This window comes from Mycobacterium sp. NTMscope_Eco_3 (genome assembly GCF_976985685.1).
This window is the reverse complement of the sequence record NZ_CDRJYZ010000001.1, coordinates 3775298-3794948: the sequence shown is the minus strand read 5'-3', so window position 1 is coordinate 3794948 and position 19651 is coordinate 3775298. Positions and strand designations below refer to the sequence as shown.

Annotated in this window: 18 protein-coding genes; 9 read left to right on the top strand and 9 right to left on the bottom strand. The window is 69.9% G+C overall.

All coding sequences use genetic code 11. The features are described from left to right. Positions 1–54: 54 nt before the first annotated feature. The 3 genes from mutT1 to cofC form a co-directional block, all read right to left on the bottom strand. Complete coding sequence (gene mutT1 / locus AC0KTM_RS17385) at positions 55–993, bottom strand: 8-oxo-(d)GTP phosphatase MutT1 (protein ID WP_238956520.1); 939 nt, start codon at positions 991–993, stop codon at positions 55–57. 84 nt (positions 994–1077) lie between these two features. Further along, complete coding sequence (locus AC0KTM_RS17380) at positions 1078–3279, bottom strand: RNA degradosome polyphosphate kinase (RefSeq protein WP_225329115.1); 2202 nt, start codon at positions 3277–3279, stop codon at positions 1078–1080. 122 nt (positions 3280–3401) lie between these two features. After that, positions 3402–4073 carry a 2-phospho-L-lactate guanylyltransferase gene (gene cofC / locus AC0KTM_RS17375; protein WP_238956519.1) on the bottom strand — a complete coding sequence of 224 codons (672 nt, stop codon included), beginning with the start codon at positions 4071–4073 and terminating at the stop codon, positions 3402–3404. Between the two features lie 155 nt (positions 4074–4228). On the opposite strand from cofC, the gene AC0KTM_RS17370 reads away from it, so the two are divergent. Together AC0KTM_RS17370 and AC0KTM_RS17365 are read left to right on the top strand one after the other, a co-directional pair. Then, positions 4229–5272 (top strand): NAD(P)H-dependent glycerol-3-phosphate dehydrogenase, encoded by a 1044-nt coding sequence (locus AC0KTM_RS17370; protein WP_238956518.1) that lies wholly within the window; start codon positions 4229–4231, stop codon positions 5270–5272. A gap of 31 nt (positions 5273–5303) precedes the next feature. Beyond that, positions 5304–6449 carry a D-alanine--D-alanine ligase family protein gene (locus AC0KTM_RS17365; protein WP_238956517.1) on the top strand — a complete coding sequence of 382 codons (1146 nt, stop codon included), beginning with the start codon at positions 5304–5306 and terminating at the stop codon, positions 6447–6449. Between the two features lie 3 nt (positions 6450–6452). Here the strand turns inward: AC0KTM_RS17365 and AC0KTM_RS17360 are convergent, their stop codons facing one another. Continuing rightward, positions 6453–7037 carry a DUF3515 domain-containing protein gene (locus tag AC0KTM_RS17360; protein ID WP_238956516.1) on the bottom strand — a complete coding sequence of 195 codons (585 nt, stop codon included), beginning with the start codon at positions 7035–7037 and terminating at the stop codon, positions 6453–6455. Positions 7038–7082: 45 nt separating this feature from the next. Here AC0KTM_RS17360 and AC0KTM_RS17355 point away from each other — a divergent pair, with 45 nt between their 5' ends. Genes AC0KTM_RS17355 through AC0KTM_RS17345 form a run of 3 tightly spaced genes read left to right on the top strand, consistent with a single transcriptional unit; the run spans position 7083 to position 9690 of the window. Further along, positions 7083–8030, top strand: a complete 948-nt coding sequence (locus AC0KTM_RS17355) for a thiamine-phosphate kinase (protein ID WP_238956515.1) — start codon at positions 7083–7085, stop codon at positions 8028–8030. A gap of 41 nt (positions 8031–8071) precedes the next feature. Then, positions 8072–8755 (top strand): uracil-DNA glycosylase, encoded by a 684-nt coding sequence (locus tag AC0KTM_RS17350; protein ID WP_225329109.1) that lies wholly within the window; start codon positions 8072–8074, stop codon positions 8753–8755. Between the two features lie 5 nt (positions 8756–8760). Continuing rightward, positions 8761–9690 (top strand): NADP-dependent oxidoreductase, encoded by a 930-nt coding sequence (locus AC0KTM_RS17345; protein WP_238956514.1) that lies wholly within the window; start codon positions 8761–8763, stop codon positions 9688–9690. 8 nt (positions 9691–9698) lie between these two features. Here the strand turns inward: AC0KTM_RS17345 and AC0KTM_RS17340 are convergent, their stop codons facing one another. The 4 genes from AC0KTM_RS17340 to AC0KTM_RS17325 are packed head-to-tail and all read right to left on the bottom strand — an operon-like array spanning position 9699 to position 13406. Then, positions 9699–10529, bottom strand: coding sequence for an oxidoreductase (locus AC0KTM_RS17340; protein ID WP_472416249.1), 831 nt, complete (start codon positions 10527–10529; stop codon positions 9699–9701). Then, positions 10530–11774 carry a hypothetical protein gene (locus AC0KTM_RS17335; protein WP_238956512.1) on the bottom strand — a complete coding sequence of 415 codons (1245 nt, stop codon included), beginning with the start codon at positions 11772–11774 and terminating at the stop codon, positions 10530–10532. Then, the gene (locus tag AC0KTM_RS17330; RefSeq protein WP_238956511.1) at positions 11767–12957 is read right to left on the bottom strand and encodes a sulfotransferase family protein; all 1191 of its coding nucleotides are present in this window, start codon (positions 12955–12957) and stop codon (positions 11767–11769) included. Before AC0KTM_RS17330 ends, AC0KTM_RS17335 begins: the two co-directional genes overlap by 8 nt. A gap of 5 nt (positions 12958–12962) precedes the next feature. Beyond that, positions 12963–13406 carry a nuclear transport factor 2 family protein gene (locus AC0KTM_RS17325; RefSeq protein WP_225329104.1) on the bottom strand — a complete coding sequence of 148 codons (444 nt, stop codon included), beginning with the start codon at positions 13404–13406 and terminating at the stop codon, positions 12963–12965. A 99-nt stretch (positions 13407–13505) separates the two neighbouring features. On the opposite strand from AC0KTM_RS17325, the gene AC0KTM_RS17320 reads away from it, so the two are divergent. Next, a complete protein-coding gene (locus tag AC0KTM_RS17320) occupies positions 13506–14396 on the top strand; it encodes an SDR family NAD(P)-dependent oxidoreductase (RefSeq protein ID WP_238956510.1) in 891 nt (296 codons plus the stop codon). Positions 14397–14398: 2 nt separating this feature from the next. Then, positions 14399–15220, top strand: coding sequence for a mycofactocin-coupled SDR family oxidoreductase (locus tag AC0KTM_RS17315; RefSeq protein ID WP_238956509.1), 822 nt, complete (start codon positions 14399–14401; stop codon positions 15218–15220). Positions 15221–15235: 15 nt separating this feature from the next. Here the strand turns inward: AC0KTM_RS17315 and rpmB are convergent, their stop codons facing one another. Then, positions 15236–15427, bottom strand: a complete 192-nt coding sequence (gene rpmB / locus AC0KTM_RS17310; RefSeq protein WP_225329101.1) for a 50S ribosomal protein L28 — start codon at positions 15425–15427, stop codon at positions 15236–15238. 321 nt (positions 15428–15748) lie between these two features. Between rpmB and AC0KTM_RS17305 the strand changes: the two genes are divergently transcribed. Both AC0KTM_RS17305 and recG read left to right on the top strand, forming a co-directional pair. Continuing rightward, entirely contained in the window at positions 15749–17398 is a 1650-nt protein-coding gene (locus tag AC0KTM_RS17305) for a DAK2 domain-containing protein (protein WP_225329100.1), read from the top strand. 2 nt (positions 17399–17400) lie between these two features. After that, entirely contained in the window at positions 17401–19620 is a 2220-nt protein-coding gene (recG, locus tag AC0KTM_RS17300) for an ATP-dependent DNA helicase RecG (protein WP_472416246.1), read from the top strand. Positions 19621–19651 lie beyond the last annotated feature (31 nt).

The window sequence follows — 19651 nt, the reverse complement described above, 5'->3', positions numbered from 1 at the left end:
GCACCGGTGCCCCGGAGGGTATTCGTGTGCTAGCGGCGGGCCGCCGCCAGCACGCTAGGCCCGCACGTTGGCGGCCAGCGCACCGCCGATGTGGTCGGCGGTCACCAGCCGGCCCCCGGACAATGACAGCACCCAGGTGCTGCCTTTGTGGTTGCGCGATTTGTCCGGCCGCACTCCATCCCGAGCACACCACCACGCGATCAGGTCCGGAATCACCTTGCCCTGCGTGCAGACAACCGGTGTGCCGTGCTCGTGGGCGATATCCAGCATCCGGTGGCGGCTGCGTTTGGCGTTCTTGGCGTAGGCCTCTTCGGTGAGGGTCGGCTCGTTGTGCACGGCCGAGCCGAGAGACTCGGCGAGTGGCTCCACGGTCTGGTGGCAGCGGACCCGGTCGGCCGCATACACCCGCGAGGCACCGAAGGCCAGCAGTTGCGGAACCAGCGCCTTGGCCTGCGCACGCCCCCGTTTGTCCAGCGGCCGCTTGGTGTCATCGCCCGAAAAGCGCGATTTGCGCCCCGCGGTGGCGTGCCGGACCACCAGCACGGTGTGGGTATCCGCCGGCTTTTTGTTGAAGTGGCGCAACACTTTTCGGTCTTGCGCATAGTCGAGTTTCTGCATGGCCTCGGCCGCCGGCAACCAGAGCAACCGGTCGACCTCGTCGCCGGGAACGAATTCGCCGCCGACGGCGCGCGCCGACCAGTAGAAGACTTTTTTGACGCCCGCCTCGATGGGGTAGCTCACAGTGTTGAGCCGCCTGCCGAGGACCGCGTGCTGTCCGGTCTCCTCGTGCACCTCCCGCACCGCCGCCGCGGGCGCCGTCTCGCCGGGGTCCACCTTGCCTTTGGGCAGTGACCAATCGTCGTAGCGGGGGCGGTGGATGACAGCGATCTCGACATCGTGGCCGGCATCGCCCGGTCGCCACAGCACCGCGCCGGCGGCAGGGACGATTCGGCTTGCGGAGCGCCGAGCGTTGGACGAGTTCGGGGGCGGCACCTCAACTCCTGCAGGTCAATTCGGTCAGAGTCGCACGTTCAATCACGCTGCGGCCCGGAAACAACCGGAAATCACCGCACAGGTCTAGGGACTGCGATGCCGCTCCATCAACGATACTTGGTGGTCGCGCACCGTATGGCCCTCGTGTGGCGACGCGGTCCACTGCCCGTCGGACCCGAGTTCCCAGCAGCGCGTGGACGGATCCAATGCGGACTCGAACAATTCATCCAGCTGCGCGGTGAGCTTGGGGTCCTTGACCTGAGCCAGCACCTCCACCCGACGATCGAGGTTGCGGTGCATCATATCGGCGCTGCCGATCCAGAATTCATTGATGCTGTGGAAATGGATGATCCGCGAGTGCTCCAGGAAACGCCCGAGAATGGAGCGCACAAAGATGTTTTCGGAGTAGCCCTGCGCGCCCGGGCGCAGCGCGCAGATGCCACGCACGACCACCTCGACCCGCACGCCCGCCTGCGACGCCCGGTACAGCGCATCGATGACCTGTTCATCCACCAGCGCATTCATCTTGAGACGAATTCGCCCGTCTCCGCGTTCGCGGTGCGCCGCGATCTCGCGTTCGACGCGTTCGATGATGCCGGTGCGAATTCCGTGCGGCGCCACCAGCAGATTGCGGTAGGAGACCTTACGCGAATATCCGGTAAGCGAATTGAACAAGTCGGTGAGGTCCGCACCGATGTCGGGGGCGGCTGTCAGCAGGCCGACATCCTCATAGAGACGGGCGGTCTTGCTGTTGTAGTTGCCGGTTCCGATGTGGCAGTACCGCCGGATCGCCGAGCCTTCGCGACGCACCACCAAGCAGGTCTTGCAGTGCGTCTTGAGCCCGACGAGCCCGTAAACCACGTGCACGCCCGCTTGTTCGAGTGCGCGCGCCCAGCGGATGTTGGCCTGTTCGTCGAAGCGCGCCTTGATCTCGACGAGCGCCACGGCCTGCTTTCCAGCCTCGGCCGCTTCGATCAGCGCGCGAACGATCGGCGAATCACCGGAGGTGCGATACAACGTCTGTTTGATCGCCAGCACGTTGGGATCGGCCGCGGCCTGCTGGATGAATCGCTGCACGCTGGTGGAGAAGGAGTCATACGGGTGGTGCACCAGCACGTCGCCCTCGCGCAGCGTCGCGAAGATGCTCTTGGGGGATTCGCGGTCGGCGAAGGCGGGGTGCGTGTCGGGAACGAACGCGGGGTCCTTGAGCGCCGGGCGGTCCAGGTCGTAGATCTGCCACAGCGACGAAAGATCGAGAAGCCCGGGGACTTCGATGACGTCGCCGGGATGCACGTCCAGTTCGCGCAGCAGCAATTCCAGCATGCCCTCGGTCATGTCGTCGGCGATCTCGAGTCGCACCGGCGGACCGAACCGCCGGCGCGCCAATTCCCTTTCGAGGGCCTGCAGCAGATCTTCGTCGCGGTCCTCTTCGACTTCCATGTCGGCGTTGCGGGTAATGCGGAATGCGTGGTGTTCCACGATTTCCATGCCGGGGAACAGAAGAGGAAGGAAGGCCGCGATCAGTTCCTCCAGCGGCAGATAGCGGACGATGGAGCGGCTTTGGCCCGCGGCGGTGTCGCGGCCCGCCTTGAGCGCGCCGAGTTCGACGAAGCGATCGACGTTGTTGGGCACCTTGACTCGGGCGAAGTGCTGGCCACCATCCTCGGGCTGGCGCACCATGACCGCCAGATTCAGGCTCAGCCCGCTGACGAACGGGAACGGGTGCGCGGGATCGACGGCCAGCGGAGTCAGGACGGGAAAGACTTGATCGGTGAAATAGGTCGAGAGTTCGTCGCGCTCGGCCTGGTCGAGGTCGGCCCACGTGACGATGTGGATGCCTTCCTCGGCGAGCGCCGGACGCACCGAATCGAGGAACACCCGCGCGTGCCGGGTGGCGATCCGCTGGGTCTGTTCCCCGATGAAGGCCAGCTGCTTGCGCGGCGTCAGACCGTCGGCGGAGCGCACCGACAGGCCCATCTCGTCGCGGCGCTTGAGGCCGGCGACCCGCACCATGTAGAACTCGTCGAGGTTGGAGGCGAAGATCGCCAGGAACTTGGCCCGTTCCAACAGCGGCAACGAATTATCGTCGGCCAGCGCCAGCACGCGGGCGTTGAAGTCCAGCCAGCTCAGTTCCCGGTTGAGGTAACGCTCGTCCGGCAGATCGGTCATCGCGGTGGGGGTCGCGGCCGGTGGAGCCGCCACGGCCGAGTCGCCTGAATGCCACAGATTCTCGTCGGGTCGCGCCTCAGCTTCGATTTCAGTCACCCTGCGATCATCGCTCATCACGCGCGGGTGCTGCCAGTGGTGATCGCGAGCGGGCGAAGCGGGTGGCGCTTGCGCACGCGGGACATCCATTCGCCGTTGGGCCGACGTTCACGTTCCGGACGGCTTGGCCTCGCGTGACCGAATCAGTGCGCGGCGAGGGCGCGGGCCGTCGCGGCCCCCACCCCGAGGCGACGGGCGGCCGCGAGGTCGGTCGGGGTGTCGACGTCACAGCGCAGGCCGGGCCACGCGCCGGTCAGCTCGATCGCACCCGAACTGCGGTGCCGCGCCGAGGAATCGGTACCGAACCGGGGATCGAGCGGGCCCCCGAATGCGAAGAGCGCCGCGGTTCCGGTCGCCAGCCGGTCGGCGACGAAGCTGCGCCGGTGCTGACGCGCGGCGGCGACGGCCTCGGCCAGCTCCTGGGTTTGCAGCGCCGGCAAATCGCCTTGCAGCGCAACGACATTGGAGAACGAACCGGCCACCGAGCGCGCCGCGGTGGCGATCGCGTTGTTCAGCGGATCGGGATGGCCCTCGGGCGTCGGGTCAACCAGCACATCGGCGCCCAGCTCCGTGGCCGCGGCGGCCGCCGCGTCGTCGGGAGTGATCACGGTGATCGAGCCCAGCGATTCGACGCGCCCCGCGGCGGCCAGGGTGTCCATCAACATCGCCAGCACCACGCTCTCGCGCGTGCGGGCCGAGAAAACCGGCGCCAGTCTGGTCTTGGCCGCGGCCAACCTCTTGACGGCGATGATCAACGCGACATCACCCCCGTTGCCCACGCCGCTGTGTGCGCCGTCGGGTCGTATGCCGCTCATGAGATGTCATCCTGCCAGCGGCGCCGCGCGCGCCGGCGTCATGGCCCCGGCGCGCGGGGACACGCTGGCGCGCGTGACGCCCGGTCCGTCGCTGATCTAGGGTGTAGCGGCTGCACGCGCCGCGTGAGCAACACCGACCACCGCAGGGGGTGAACATGACCAGCACGCATGGCGGTTCAGCGGGCTCCGTCACGGTCATGGGCGCCGGGGCGTGGGGAACGGCGCTGGCCAAGGTGCTCGTCGAGGCCGGCGGACCGGAAACACAGGTCACCCTGTGGGCGCGCAGGCCCGAGCTCGCCGAGCGCATCAACGCCACCCGATCAAACCCGGACTATCTGCCCGGCACGTCGCTGCCGTCGGGCGTCCGCGCCACCGCCGACGCCGCCGAGGCGCTGCACGGCGCGTCCACCGTGCTGCTCGGCGTGCCCGCGCAGACGATGCGCAGCAACCTCGAGCGCTGGACGCCGCTGCTGCGCGAGGGCGCCACCCTGGTCAGCCTGGCCAAGGGCATCGAGCTGGGCACCCTGATGCGGATGAGCCAGGTGATCGTGGCGGTGACCGGCGCCGACCCGGCTCAGGTCGCGGTGATATCGGGTCCGAACCTGGCCAGCGAGATCGCGGGCTGCCAGCCGGCCGCGACGGTGGTCGCCTGCAGTGACTCGGGCCGGGCCGTCGCCCTGCAGCGCATGCTGAACAGCGGATACTTTCGCCCCTATACCAACAGTGATGTGGTCGGCACCGAGATCGGCGGCGCGTGCAAGAACGTCATCGCGCTCGCCTGCGGGATGGCGGCCGGTGTGGGGCTCGGCGAAAACACCGCGGCGGCGATCATCACCCGTGGCCTGGCCGAGATCATGCGGCTGGGGATCGCGCTGGGCGCCAAGGGCGCGACGCTGGCCGGGCTGGCCGGGGTGGGCGACCTGGTGGCCACCTGCAGCTCCCCGCGGTCGCGCAACCGGTCGTTCGGCGAACGGCTCGGCCGCGGAGCAACCATCGAATCGGTTCTTTCCGGCACGCCCGACGGCGGCGACGGGCACGTCGTCGAGGGTGTGACGTCCTGCGAGTCGGTGCTGGCGCTGGCCGCCAGCTACGACGTCGAAATGCCGCTCACCGACGCCGTGCACCGGGTCTGCCACAAAGGGTTGTCGGTCGACGAGGCGATGGCGCTGCTGTTGGGCCGCCGCACCAAGCCCGAATGAGCCGCCGCCTACCCGGTAGCCTCTTGACATTGTGAATGCCAGCGATCGGTCGACGCCGCACCCCGGCTCAGGGGGCGGTGAGCGGGCGCGTGTCGCCGTCGTCTTCGGCGGGCGCAGCAACGAGCACGCCATCTCGTGCGTCTCGGCGGGCAGCATCCTGCGCAACCTCGACCCCGAGCGTTTCGAGGTGGTCGCGATCGGCATCACCCCGGAAGGTTCCTGGGTGCTCACCGACGGCGACCCGGCCGCGCTGGCGATCACCGACCGGCGACTGCCCGAGGTCACCGCCGAATCGGGAACCGAGCTGGCGCTGTCGGCCGATCCGCGGCGCGGCGGCCAATTGGTGTCCCTGCCCCCCCGCGCGGGTGAGGTGTTGGCGTCCGTCGACGTGGTGTTCCCCGTGCTGCACGGCCCCTACGGCGAGGACGGCACCATTCAGGGGCTGCTCGAACTCGCCGGCGTGCCGTATGTGGGCGCCGGTGTGTTGGCCAGCGCCGCCGGCATGGACAAGGAATTCACCAAAAAGCTGTTCGCCGCCGAGGGATTGCCGGTCGGCGACTACGCGGTGCTGCGCCCGTCACGCGCGCGGCTACGGCCCGAGGAGTGCCAGCGGCTGGGGTTGCCGGTGTTCGTCAAACCAGCCCGGGGCGGTTCCTCGATCGGTGTGAGCCGGGTATCGAGCCGGGACCAGCTGGACGCCGCCGTCGCCGCCGCGCGCCGCCACGATCCCAAGGTCATCGTCGAGGCCGCGATCGTCGGCCGTGAGCTGGAGTGCGGCGTGCTCGAAATGCCCGACGGCACAGTCGAAGCCAGCGCGCTGGGCGAGATCCGGCTGGCCGGCGTGCGGGGCCGCGAGGACTCGTTCTACGACTTCGCCACCAAATACCTTGACGACGCAGCCGAATTGGATGTGCCCGCAAAGGTCGACGACGAAACCGCCGATGCCGTGCGCCAATTGGCGATCCGCGCGTTCAAGGCCATTGACTGCCAGGGGCTGGCCCGGGTGGATTTCTTCCTCACCGACGACGGGCCCGTGCTCAACGAGATCAACACGATGCCGGGATTCACCACGATCTCGATGTATCCGCGGATGTGGGCGGCCAGCGGCGTGGACTACCCGACCCTGCTGGCGACGATGGTCGAGACGGCGTTGGCCCGCGGGGTCGGCCTGCGTTAGGCGCTAACGCGCGGGCCCGGGGTTGATGGGTGCGGCCGCGATGCGCTGTTCGATCACCTCGGACAGCCGCTGGATCGGTGCCGGGCCCGACCCGGTGGGCAGCGTGAGCGCCACATAGACTCCGCGATCCACCGCGTACCAGGTGGATCGGCCGGCGTCACCGGCGGACTGCTGATCGGAACGCACCTGGAACCACTGCACCCGGTCGACCACCTGGATCGGGGCGCCGACGACGAACTCGCCCGGGCGGTCCAGCCCGCAGCGCAGCACCACCGGCTCGCTGCCGTGTCCGGTCCGCCAGGCCGCCGCCCCCACCGGTTCCGGTTGCTCGAGCGCCGCCCGCTGGTAGTCGCCCAGGCGCTGCGGCAGCGCGTCCATCAGCGCCCGGCACGCGGCGCTTTCGGCCTGCGGCGCCGGGACGGCGGGAACGGCGACCGGTTGCGGCGGAGCCTCCCGGGTGGCCGCGATCGCCAGGATCACCCCGATGGTCGCGACGGCCAGCGCTACGGCGACGATGATCACCGCTCGCGGCGGCCCGCCGTCGGCGTCCGATCCGGTTGCCACCGCGCACACCTCCTGTCCCCACATCACTATCGCCTCAGCTCACCCCGATGGCCAATTATCGTGGGTGGCGTGCGGGACGAATCGACGCTGCAGCAACTCGGCGAGTTCGCTGTCATCGACCGCCTGGTGGCTGGCCGCCGGCAGCCCGCCGCGGTCGTGCTCGGGCCGGGTGACGACGCGGCGCTGGTGGCGGCCGGCGACGGCCGCGCCGTGGTGTCGACCGACATGCTGGTGCAGGACCGGCACTTCCGGCTGGACTGGTCGGCGCCCCACGACATCGGCCGCAAGGCGATCGCCCAGAACGCCGCGGACATCGAGGCGATGGGCGCGCGGCCCACGGCGTTCGTCGTCGCCTTCGGGGCGCCCGGTGCGACGCCGGCGGCGGCGGTGGACGCGCTGGTCGACGGGATGTGGGACGAGGCGCAGCGCGTCGGCGCCGGCATCGCCGGCGGCGACCTGGTCGGCTGCCCGCAGTGGGTGATCTCGGTGACGGTGCTGGGCGACCTCGGCGGGCGCGATCCGGTGCGGCGATCGGGCGCACAGCCCGGCTCGCTGGTCGCCGTTGCCGGGGACCTGGGCCGCTCCGCGGCGGGTTTCGCCTTGTGGCACAACGGCATTGGTGGGTTCGATGAGTTGCGGCGCCGGCATGTGGTGCCCGAGCCGCCGTACGGTCAGGGCTCGGTCGCGGCCGCCGGGGGAGCGCAGGCGATGATCGACGTCTCCGACGGCCTGATCGCCGACCTACGCCACGTCGCCGACGCGTCGGGGGTGGGCATCGACCTGTCCACCGCGGCGCTGGCCGCGGACCGCGACGCGCTTGCCGCGGCGGCGGCCGCCGCGGGCGCCGATCCCTGGCCGTGGGTGCTGGCCGGCGGTGAAGACCACGCCCTGGTGGCGTGTTTCGCCGGACCCGCGCCGGCCGGATGGCGTGTCATCGGGCGGGTTCTCGACGGGCCGGCCCGGGTGCTCGTCGACGATCAGGAGTGGAGCGGCCACGCCGGCTGGCAGTCGTACTAGGGTGGCGCGGTGACCGTTTACCCGATCGCGAAGGGCCGATGATGACGGCGCGCCCGTTGAGCGAATTGGTCGAGCCGGGCTGGGCGAGCGCGCTGCAACCCGTGGCCGGGCAGGTCGCCCAAATGGGGCAATTCCTGCGGGACGAGATCGCGGCCGGGCGCAGGTATCTGCCCGCCGGGTCGAATGTGTTGCGCGCCTTCACCTATCCCTTCGACCAGGTCAGGGTGTTGATCGTCGGGCAGGACCCCTATCCGACGCCCGGACACGCTGTGGGCCTGAGCTTTTCGGTGGCGCCCGAGGTGCGGCCGCTGCCCCGCAGCCTGGCCAACATCTTTCAGGAGTACACCGCGGACCTGGGCCACCCCCCGCCCTCATCCGGTGACCTGACGCCGTGGGCGCAGCGCGGCGTGCTGCTGTTGAACAGGGTGCTCACCGTGCGTCCCAGCAATCCGGCGTCGCATCGGGGCAAGGGCTGGGAAGCGGTGACCGAATGCGCCATCCGGGCGCTGACCGCACGCTCGCTGCCCCTGGTGGCCATCCTGTGGGGCCGCGACGCGTCGACGCTCAAACCGATTCTCGCTCAGGGCAATTGCGTGGCCATCGAGTCGCCGCACCCCTCGCCGCTGTCGGCGTCGCGGGGATTCTTCGGCTCCCGCCCGTTCAGCCGCGCCAACGAACTGCTGGCCGGGATGGGTGCGGACGCGATCGATTGGCGGCTGCCCTGAACAAGATGACCGCGCTACGGGCGAACCGGCGCGGCGGCCCGGAACAGCTGGTGATCGAGCGGGCGCCCGTGCCGGTGGCGGGCGCCGGCGAAGCCTTGGTGGCCGTGCACGCCGCCGCCATCACCTTCGACGAGCTGACGTGGGAGGAGACGTGGACCCGCGACGGGGTCAGCCGGACCCCCGTCATCCCGTCCCACGAGGTCTCCGGCGTGGTGTCCGCGGTGGCCGACGGCGTCACGGATTTCGTGCCCGGCGACGAGGTCTATGGCCTAATCGATTTCGACCGCGACGGCGCGGCCGCCGATTTCGTCGCCGTACCCGCGGCCGATCTGGCCGCCAAACCGTCGACGGTCTCCCACGTCGTCGCCGCCGCGCTGCCGCTGGCCGGCCTGACCGCGTGGCAGGCTCTGGTCGACCATGCCGCGGTGCAGCCCGGAGAGTCCGTGCTGGTGCACGGGGGCGCCGGCGGAGTGGGCCTGTTGACCGTTCAGCTGGCCGCCCTGCGCGGGGCGCGCGTCACCGCGACCGTGCGCAGCGACACCGCGAACCTCCTGCGCGGCTGCGGCGCGCAGCGGGTGATCGACACGCGCACGGAGGCATTCGACGAAACGGGCGCCGCCTGCGACGTCGTCGTCGACACCGTCGGCGGCCAGACGCTGGAGCGGTCATACGCCGTGCTGCGCCGCGGCGGCCGGCTGGTGACGTTGTCGGCGCCGCCGCCCGACGGCAGGGCTGACGAATTCGGCGTCAGCGCAACGTTTTTCATCGTCACGCCGAATCGGGATCAGCTCGCCGAGCTCGCCGCGCTCGTCGACAGCGACCGCTTACACGTCGCGATCGCCCAGACGTTCCCGCTCGACGAGGGGCGGGCGGCGTTCGAAAGCCGCGAGCACGGCGGCCGCGCCGGCAAGACGGTCCTCGTCGTGCGCGACTGAGGGCCGCGCTACGACGCCGGGAAGTTGACGTCCTTGGTGACGGCTTCCCATTCGTCGATCGATGCCGACAACGCGGCGATCTTGTCCCGCATGGCCTTGAGCACGTCGCGGCCCAGCAGCAGCCGCAGCGGCGGGTCATCGAGCTTGGCCACCATCAGCACCGCCTCGGCCACCTTGCGCGGGTCGCCGGGCAGGTGATCGGCGAACTGCTTGATCAGGTCCTTGCGCGCCGCCACGTCGGCGTAATCGGTTATCGGAGACTCGGATTCCTTCATCGACCTCGTCGCCCAATCGGTGCGGAAGGCGCCCGGTTCGACGGCGGTCACCTTGATGCCCAGGGGGCGGACCTCGGTGGCGAGCGCCTCGGTGACCGCCTCCAGCGCGAACTTGGTCGACGAATAGTAGGCATTGGGCGGGTTGGCCACCAGGCCGGTCATCGAGGAGATGTTGATGATGTGGCCCGATCCGCGGGCGCGCATCGCCGGCAGCACCGCCTTGATCATGTCGACGGCGCCGAAGTAGTTCACGTCGAACAGCTTTCGGACCTCGGCGTCCTCGCCCTCTTCCACCGCCGACAGGTAGCCGTGTCCGGCGTTGTTGACCAGGACATCGATTCCGCCGAAGGCCTCGTCGGCCGCCGCCACCGCGGCCGCGACCTGGCCGGTGTCGGTCACGTCGAGCGCGACCGCCAGCGCCCGGTCGCCGAACTCGTCGGCGAGGTCCTGCACGGCCTCGGCCCGTCGCGCCGTCACCACCACGCTGTGGCCGGCTTCCAGGGCCGCGCGGGCGATCTCGCGTCCGAAGCCGGTGGAGCATCCCGTGATCTGCCAGCGAGCCATCTAGCTTGTTCCTTCCGGTAGGCGGCGCAGATAGGCCGTGCGGCGCTCGGCGAGCTGGGCGGCCCGCTGCCGCGGGCTCACCCGCGCCAGGTGCGGCACCTCGGTGTCGAGCTGGTCCAGCTTGATGACGCGGCCCCGCGCGCCGAGGTCTTCGCGGGGACCATTCTCGCCGAACTCCGCCATGCGCAGGGTCAGGATGGCCTCGCGCAGGCCGTCGGAGTCGATCCAGTTGGCCACGCCGGGGTCGACGGGCGAGATCACGTAGGTGTAGGTGCCGTCCTCGTTCGGGACCGACTGCGCCTTGTTGAGGCTGCCGGTGCGGTCGACGAGTTCGAGCGTGGTGCCCCAGATGTTGCTGAGCGGGACGGTGAAGTATTCGGCGCCACCGTCATTCAGGTCGACGACGAACGCCTCGTCGGGGGCGAGATCGAAGCGGCCCATCACATACACCTGGTTGCGCATGGCCCCGATCTTGTCGGCCGACCAGGCCAGGTTGAAATGGTTGGCCGGCATCTTGTACACGCCGTGGCTGAGCTTGCCGGTGAAGTTCGCGAAGTAATCCATCATCGCGGCGGTGGCCTCGGCCTGCTCATCAAGGGTGCGTGGCGGCGTCACCGCGGGGCCGCCAAGCCGTTGCACCTCAAGGTGATTGGGGTCGTCGCGGCCCCAGTCCAGCAGCACGTCGCGAATGTAGAACTCGTGGGCCGCCGGGGATGTCCGCACGTGATTGGGCCGGCCGTTGGCGGGTTCGGAGTCGACGGTGATGGTGAAGCTGCCGTCGGAGTCGACCCGCATGGTGCGGCCGTTGAGCACGTCGACGGTGCCCATGTTCGCATCCCAGAGGGTGAAGTAGTTCTCGGTCATCCGGTGTTCGCCGACCCGGCCGTGGATCTCGTAGCGCTCGTCTCCGGAGATGGGGATCACCCGGTACACGCTGTCGGGATTGTCGATGCCCCAACGCGATCCGGGGATCCGGCGCCCGTCCACAGGGTGCGCGAGCCGGGTGATGCAACTGACCTTGGGCCGCAGCTTGTCCTGGTTGGACGACCACATCGCCGCCGAGAACATCACCTCGGCGAACGCGTCGTCGAAGCGTTCGCGCATCGCGTCGGACGCCCTGGCCCGGCCCAGCCAGGTCTGCGCCACGGTGCGGTACGCAGCCTTGACGGTGGGATGCTCGATCAGGTCGAGCGCCGCCAGTTCTTGTTCATGCTGGGACGCCGTCGCGACCGGGTCATCAGGCATGTGCTGTTCCTCCGATGAATTGCGCAAAACGCTTGTTGTACAACGTGAATCGCTCGTCGACCTGCTCGGGCAGCAGGCCGTAGTTCTCCAGACCGTAGGGCGGGCGCGCCGCCTCCCGCGGACGCTCACGCAGCCAGCGGCGCATCGCGTCCTCGGCGTCGGCGGTCAGCGGCAGCCCGATCGCGTCGTAGACGCGGGCCACCTGCCCGATCGGGTCGGCCACCGCCTCGTGGAACCCGATGTCGGTGACGCGATCACCGTCGTCGGACCAGCCGTCGCGGGTCGCCATCGCCCGGTCGTTGGTCCAGCCCATCCGCGCCAACCATTGCGCGCCGACCCGGTGCGCATCCACGGCGTCGGCGTGCATCGCGTGCAGGGTGGCGTTCAGGCCGGCCCCCGACGCAATCGTGGTGCGCGGGTCGCGGTGCATGTGCACGACGTGCAGGTCGGGGAACTGGGCGCGCAGCAGGCCCAAATACCCCAGGTGCGCCGGCGATTTGAGCACCCAGCGCTGACCGACCAGCCCGCGCCGGCGTTTCTGCCATTGCAGGAACTGCAGCATGCGGTGCAGGTGGGCGTAGGCGGGGGAGAAGTCCTGGTCGTCGAGCCAGGTCCGGTAGCGGGGCAGGTGCGCGCCCGACTCGGGGACGTGCGACAGGAAGGCGTCCGCCAGAAAGACGATCTCCTCCTCGGCTTCGGTGGCGTACATCGGGTGGATGGAGAACAGTTCGGGCGCCAGTTCGCGCGATTTCGCTTCTCGCGCTTGGGCGATGGCGATGCGCGGATCCACCCCGGCGAACTGATGGTTCAGTCGCGGCGCGACCTCGACGACCTCCCACCCGTACGCGCAGACGAAGCGCGGGTCGGCCGCCAGCAGGCGCTGCAACAGCGTGGTCCCGCTGCGCATCATCCCGACGACCACGATCGGCGCGGCCACCCGCTCGTCGAGAATCTCCGGATGGCGGCGGATCCACTCCTGGGTGCGCAGTCGCATCCGCAGGCTGTGCACGATGCCCGACCGCAGGATGTGGGCGCCGATCGCGTTGAGGTCGGCGCGCGCATAATCGCGCAGCAGGACGGTCAGCGGCTCTTCGAATTCGCCCGGGCCCCAGTCGGTGAGCCCTTCCTTGCGTTGCGCGTCGGCCAGGACGGCGGCCGGCTCGAAGACGCTGGGGGATGCCATGACGGTCAGAACTTCAGGTGCCGGCTGACGTCGCCGACCTGGTCGACGAACATGGTGCGGCTGTCGAAACACCAGGCGCCGTCCACCCGGTGAAAGGTGTCCTTGTAGTGCCCGGTCACGATGACCTGCAGCGGCAGGTCGGGGGTGGCCTGCGTGACGCAGTAGTAGGACGTGCTGGTCGCGGTGCCCTGCGCCTCGTCGATGTACAGCTGCACGTTGGCGGTGTGGTGTTTGGTCTTCGGGGTGCCGTCTTCGTAGATGCGCGTGGCCATCTCGTACATCTCGCGGACCCTCGCCGAACCCGCGAACACCGTCTCCGGCGGGCCGTCCTCCACGCCGCAGATGCGGCCGTGCTCGAACAGCCGGGCCACCCCGTCCAGGTCGCCGCCGTCGAGCAGCTGCGCATAGGTGTAGATGAGGTTGGTGATCTCGGTGGCGCTGTCACTCATGTCGAACCGCCTCGGGAAAGTCCGTCCGCTGTGCTTCCGCGACCAATGTTGGCAGAACCGGTCCAACTTACATAGAACCGACGATTACTCTTAGTCGCCGTGACCTTACCGTGGACGCCGAGCCGGCTCGGCAACCTGACCGGCAAGCGCGTGATCGTGACCGGGGCGACCAACGGGGTGGGGCTGGGCACCTCGCGCGCGCTCGCCAACGCCGGCGCGCACGTGATCCTCGCGGTGCGCAACACCGACCTCGGTGCGCAGCGAGCGGCTGAAATCGGCGGCTCGACCTCCGTGGTCAGGCTCGACCTCGCCGACCTGTCGTCGGTGCGGGCGTTCCCCGACCTGATCGACGGGCCGGTCGACATCCTGATCAACAACGCCGGCGCCCTCACCGACCGCCGCACCGACACGGTCGACGGATTCGAGATGACGCTGGGCACCAATTTGCTCGGGCCGTTCGCCCTGACCAACCTGCTCATATCCAGGGTGCGTTCGCAGATCATCAACGTCGGCTCCGACGCGCACCGGTCGGCGACGCTGCACCTCGACGACCCGCACCTGCGCCGGCACAAATGGACGAGGCTGGGCGCCTACGCGCAGTCCAAGCTCGCGGTCATGCTGTGGGGGCTCGAGCTGGACCGCAGGTTGCGCGCGGCCGGGTCGCCGCTCGTCACCCACCTCACCCACCCCGGCTGGGTGGCGTCGAACCTGTCCAACGTGGGCGACGCACCGCTGATGTCGCTGGCCCACAAGGCGGTCAAGGTGGTGGCCGACCGGCTGGCCAACGACATCGACGAGGGCGCGGCGCCCACGCTGTACTGCATCAGCGAGCCCGTCCCGCCGGGCAGCTACGTCGGGGTCAGCGGCCGGTTCGGGCTGCGCGGCGGCCCGGTGCTCATCGGCCGGACGCCGCTGGCATGCGACTACGACACGGCCGCGCGGCTGGTGGCCTTCGCCGAGCGCGAGACCGGCACCACACTGGAGGTCTGACCATGGGTGAATTCGACAACATGACCGCCGTCGTGACCGGCGCCGCGCGCGGACAGGGCCGCAGCCACGCCGTCGCGCTGGCCGCCCACGGCGCCGACATCATCGCCGTCGACATCTGCGCCGACCTCGAGGCGATTCCCTACGCCCTGGCCACCGAAGCCGAGCTGGCCGAAACCGTCCAGCTGGTCCGATCCGCGGGCCGCAAGGCGGTTCCGGTGATCGCCGACGTCCGCGACCTCGCGGGTCTGCAGGCCGGGGTGCGGGCGGGCATCGACGAACTCGGCGATGTGGACGTCGTCGTCGCCAACGCCGGGGTGGTGGCGATCGGCGTCACCGAGCCCGACGCCGAACCGGTGTTCAACACGATCGTCGACACCAACCTCAAGGGTGTGTGGCACACGATGCTGGCGACGGTTCCCTCGATCGTGCGCAAGGGCCGGGGCGGCTCGGTGGTGCTGGTCAGTTCGTCACAGGGCCTCACCGGCCGCGGCGGCGACGGCAGCGCCGCGATGTTCGCCTACGCCGCGTCCAAGCACGGTGTGGTGGGTTTGATGCGCTCGGCGGCGAATGCCTATGCGCCACATAAGATTCGGGTGAATTCGATCCACCCGAGTGGCGTCGCCACGCCGATGATACTCAACGATTTCGTCGTGAACCGGATGCTGGAGAACCCCAACCCGGCCCTGTCGCAGACCCTGCTACCCGAGGTGCCGCTGGTGGAGGCGCAAGACGTCACCGAGGCGGTGCTGTGGCTGGCCGGACCGCGGTCGCGCTACGTGACGGGCGTCGCCATCCCGGTGGACGCCGGCCACGTCGTCATGTGAGCGGCGGGCTGCCGTCTAGCCCCGGACGACCTTGCCGGCCTTGATGCAGGACGTGCAGACGTTGAGGCGCTGCTTGTTGCCGCCCGGACGGGCGACGTGCACGGTCTGGACGTTGGGGTCCCACCGGCGGCTGGTGCGGCGGTGGGAGTGCGACACCGACTTGCCGAAGCCGGGGCCTTTCCCGCAGATCTCGCACACAGCGGCCATTGTTCAAGCTCCTCAAATCTCGGGGGTCCGGCTCGGCGGTCTGACACGTGGCCGGGACAGTCCGGGTTCACCCGGGCCCCACTGAGGATACCGATTGTCGTGGCAACCACCAAAACGGTGACCCCCGCTGTCGCCCCCTCTGGCTAGGCTCAATGGGCCGGTTCGGCCCGCCGGCGGTGGTGGTCACCGACAGCCGTCGCGCGTGTCGCCGGGCTACGCTGGCGCCCACCGGGTGCCGGTCGCTGGAGGCACCGAAGGGCGCGGAGGAGGTGGGTACCCCTGGCCACGTCGTGGACATCGCAGGATCGTCTGCTGGACGCGATGACCCTGCGGGACTGGGCGCACACGGCCGTCAGCGACCTGATCACCCACATCGACGAGGTCAACCGGCTCAACGTCTTCCCCGTCGCCGACTCCGACACCGGCGCCAACATGCTGTTCACCATGCGTTCGGCCCTGGCGGAGCTGAACGCGCAGGGCGGCTCGGCCTGCGTCGCCCGGGCCGCGGCGGCGCTGTCGGCCGGAGCGCTGAACGGCGCCCGCGGCAACTCCGGGGTGATCTTGTCGCAGATCCTGCGCGGCGTCGCGGACGTCACCGCGATCGCCGCAACCGACGCCGGCGGCGACCTGCCCCACGTCGACGTTGCCGTGCTGGGCGCCGCGCTGCAGCGCGGCGTGGAGCTGGTCATCACCTCGATGGGGGGCGAGGAGGTCCCCGGGACCATCGTGTCGGTGCTGCGGGCAGCCGCCACCGCCGTCCAGCAGTGCGCCCGGGCCGGCGACGGGCTCGCGCCGGCGGTCATCGCCGCCGGCGACGCGGCGGTGGTCGCCCTGGAGAAGACCCCCGAGCAGCTCGATGTGCTCGCCGACGCCGGAGCCGTGGACGCCGGCGGGCGGGGCCTGCTGGTCCTGCTGGACGCGCTGCGGACCACCGTCACGGGACAGGCGCCGCCGCGCACGGTGTACGAGCCCTCGCCGCGCGAGCAGCAAACGGAATCCTCCGCGCCGCGCCCGGCGCCCCAGTTCGAGGTGATGTACCGGCTGGACGGTTGCGAGCCCGCGGCGGCCGACGCGCTGCGGGACCGGTTGGCGGAGCTGGGCGATTCGGTGGGCATCGCCTCCGCGCCGTCGTCGGCGCGGCGCACGTATTCCGTGCATGTGCACACCGACGACGCCGGCGCCGCCGTCGAGGCGGGTTTGGCGGCCGGACAACTCAGCCGCATCGTCATCTCGGCCCTGAGCTCGGGCGCCCCCGGGTTGCCCGCGGGCGGCTGGACCCGGGAACGGGCGGTGCTGGCCGTCGTCGACGGCGACGGCGCCGCCGAGCTGTTCGCCGGGGAGGGCGCCTGCGTGCTGCAACGCGACACCGCCGCGCACGACGCTGTCACCAACATCAGCGCGCACCAGCTGATGCGGGCCGTCGTCGACACCGGCGCCGCGCAGGTGATGGTGCTGCCGAACGGCTATGTGGCGGCCGAGGAGTTGGTCGCCGGCTGCACGGCGGCCATCGGCTGGGGGATCGACGTGGTGCCGATCCCGTCCGGGTCAATGGTCCAGGGGCTGGCCGCGCTGGCCGTGCACGAAAACGACAGGCAGGCCGTCGACGACGGCTACACCATGGCCCGCGCGGCCGGCGCGGCACGGCACGGATCGGTGCGCATCGCCACCGAGAGCGCGTTGACCTGGGCGGGCCGCTGTCATCCGGGCGACGGCCTGGGCATCGCGGGCGACGAGGTGCTGATCGTGGCCGCCGATGCGGTCGGGGCGGCGATCGGCCTGCTCGATCTCCTGCTGGCCTCCGGCGGCGACCTGGTGACCGTGCTGCTGGGTGCGGGCATCGAGACCGATGGGGACGTCGGCGCCGTCGGCGACATCCTGGAAGAGCACATGCACGACCACCACCCGGGGACCGAACTCGTCACCTACCGCACCGGCCATCACGGTGACGCGCTGCTGATCGGGGTCGAGTAGCGATGGTGTCGTTGCGCGACCGGCTGGACTACGCCGTCGGCGGGAAGGTCGTGGGGCTCCTCGACGAGGTGTTCGGCATCCGCACCGTCGACGACCTGTTGCGCCACTACCCCCGCAGCTACACCGAGGGCGCCAGCCGGTGGGACGCCGACGACGAACGGCCGCCGGCCGGTGAACACGTCACCATCATCGACACGATCACCGACACCGAGACGTTTCCGATGAAGAAGAACCCGAAGAAAATGTGTCACCGCATCACTCTCGGCTCCGGGCGCAGCAGGGTGACCGCCACGTTCTTCAACGCGAACTACATCAAAAAGGACCTCGCCACGGGCACCAAGGTGATGCTCTCCGGCGAGGTCGGGTTCTTCAGGAACGTCATGCAGCTCACCCACCCCGCGTTTCTGCTCCTCGACGCGCCGGACGGGAAGAACCGCGGCACCGTGTCCCTCAAGAGCATCGCCAACGCCTCGCACGCCACCACCGGCGAAGACATCGCGGACGCTTACCAACGCCACTTCTTCCCGATCTATGCGGCCAGCGCCAAGCTGCAGAGCTGGACCATCTTCTCCACCGTGCGCCAAGTGCTCGACGTGCTCGACCCGGTGCCCGATCCGCTACCGGAGGACCTGCGCGCGAAATTCGGCCTGGTCTCCGAAGATCAAGCGTTGCGCGACATCCACCTCGCCGAAAGCGAGCCCCGGCGGCAGCGGGCCCGCGAGCGGCTGACCTTCGACGAGGCCGTCGGGCTGCAGTGGGCGCTGGTGGCCCGCCGCCACGGCGAGCTCTCGGAATCCGGGCCCCCGGCCCCACCCCGCCCGGATGGTTTGGCCGCGGAACTGTTGGGGCGGTTGCCTTTCGAGCTGACCGCGGGGCAGCGTGAAGTGCTGGGCGTGCTGTCCGACGGGCTCGCGTCGAATCGCCCGCTGAACCGCCTGCTGCAGGGGGAGGTGGGCTCGGGCAAGACGATCGTGTCGGTGCTGGCGATGCTGCAGATGGTGGACGCCGGCTATCAGTGCGCGCTGCTGGCGCCAACGGAAGTGCTTGCCGCACAACATCTTCGATCGATCCGTGACGTGCTCGGCCCGCTGGCGATGGCGGGCCAGCTGGGCGGGGCCGATCGGGCAACCCGGGTGGCGCTGCTCAGCGGTTCCATGACCGCCGCGCAGAAGAAAGAGATCCGGGCCGAGATCGCCGGCGGCGAGGTCGGCATCGTCGTCGGCACCCACGCGCTACTGCAGGACGCGGTGGAGTTCGACAACCTGGGCATGGTGGTGGTCGACGAGCAGCACCGCTTCGGCGTCGAGCAGCGAGATCAGTTGCGGGCCAAGGCCCGTCCCGGGGTGACCCCGCACCTGCTGGTGATGACGGCGACGCCGATCCCGCGCACCGTCGCGCTCACCGTGTACGGGGACCTGGAAACGTCGACGCTGCGCGAACTTCCGCGCGGACGCCAGCCGATCACCAGCAACGTCATCTTCGTCAAGGACAAACCCACCTGGCTCGGCCGCGCCTGGCAGCGCATCGGCGAAGAGGTCGCCGCCGGCCGGCAGGCCTACGTGGTGGCGCCCCGCATCGACGAGGACGACGATCCGGGCGCGCAGGAGCACAGCGCCAGGGCGCCGGAGACCGCCGAAGGTCTTTACGCCCGACTGCGTTCCGGTGAGCTGGCGAACCTGCGGCTGGGGCTGATGCACGGGCGGCTGTCCGCCGACGAAAAGGACGCGGCGATGGCGGCCTTCCGCGCCGGCGAGGTCGACGTGCTGGTGTGCACCACCGTCATCGAGGTCGGCGTCGACGTCCCCAACGCCACGGTGATGCTGGTGATGGACGCCGACCGGTTCGGGATCAGCCAGTTGCACCAGCTGCGCGGCCGGATCGGCCGTGGCCAGCATCCGAGCCTGTGCCTGTTCGCCAGTTGGGCCTCGCCGGACTCGTCGGCCGGGCGGCGGCTGCGCGCGGTGGCCGGGACACTGGACGGCTTCGCCCTCGCCGACCTGGATCTCAAGGAGCGACGCGAGGGAGATGTGTTGGGCCGCAACCAGTCCGGCAGGGCGATCACGCTGCGACTGCTGTCCTTGGCGGACCACCTGGAGTACATCGAGGCGGCCCGGGACTTCGCCATCCAGGCCTACGCCGAGGACGCCTCCGATCCCGGATTAGCCTTGCTGTCCGCACGATTCACCGACACCGACCGCATCGAATACCTGGACAAGAGTTGACCGCGACCGCCGGCGACCATGCAGAGCGAAA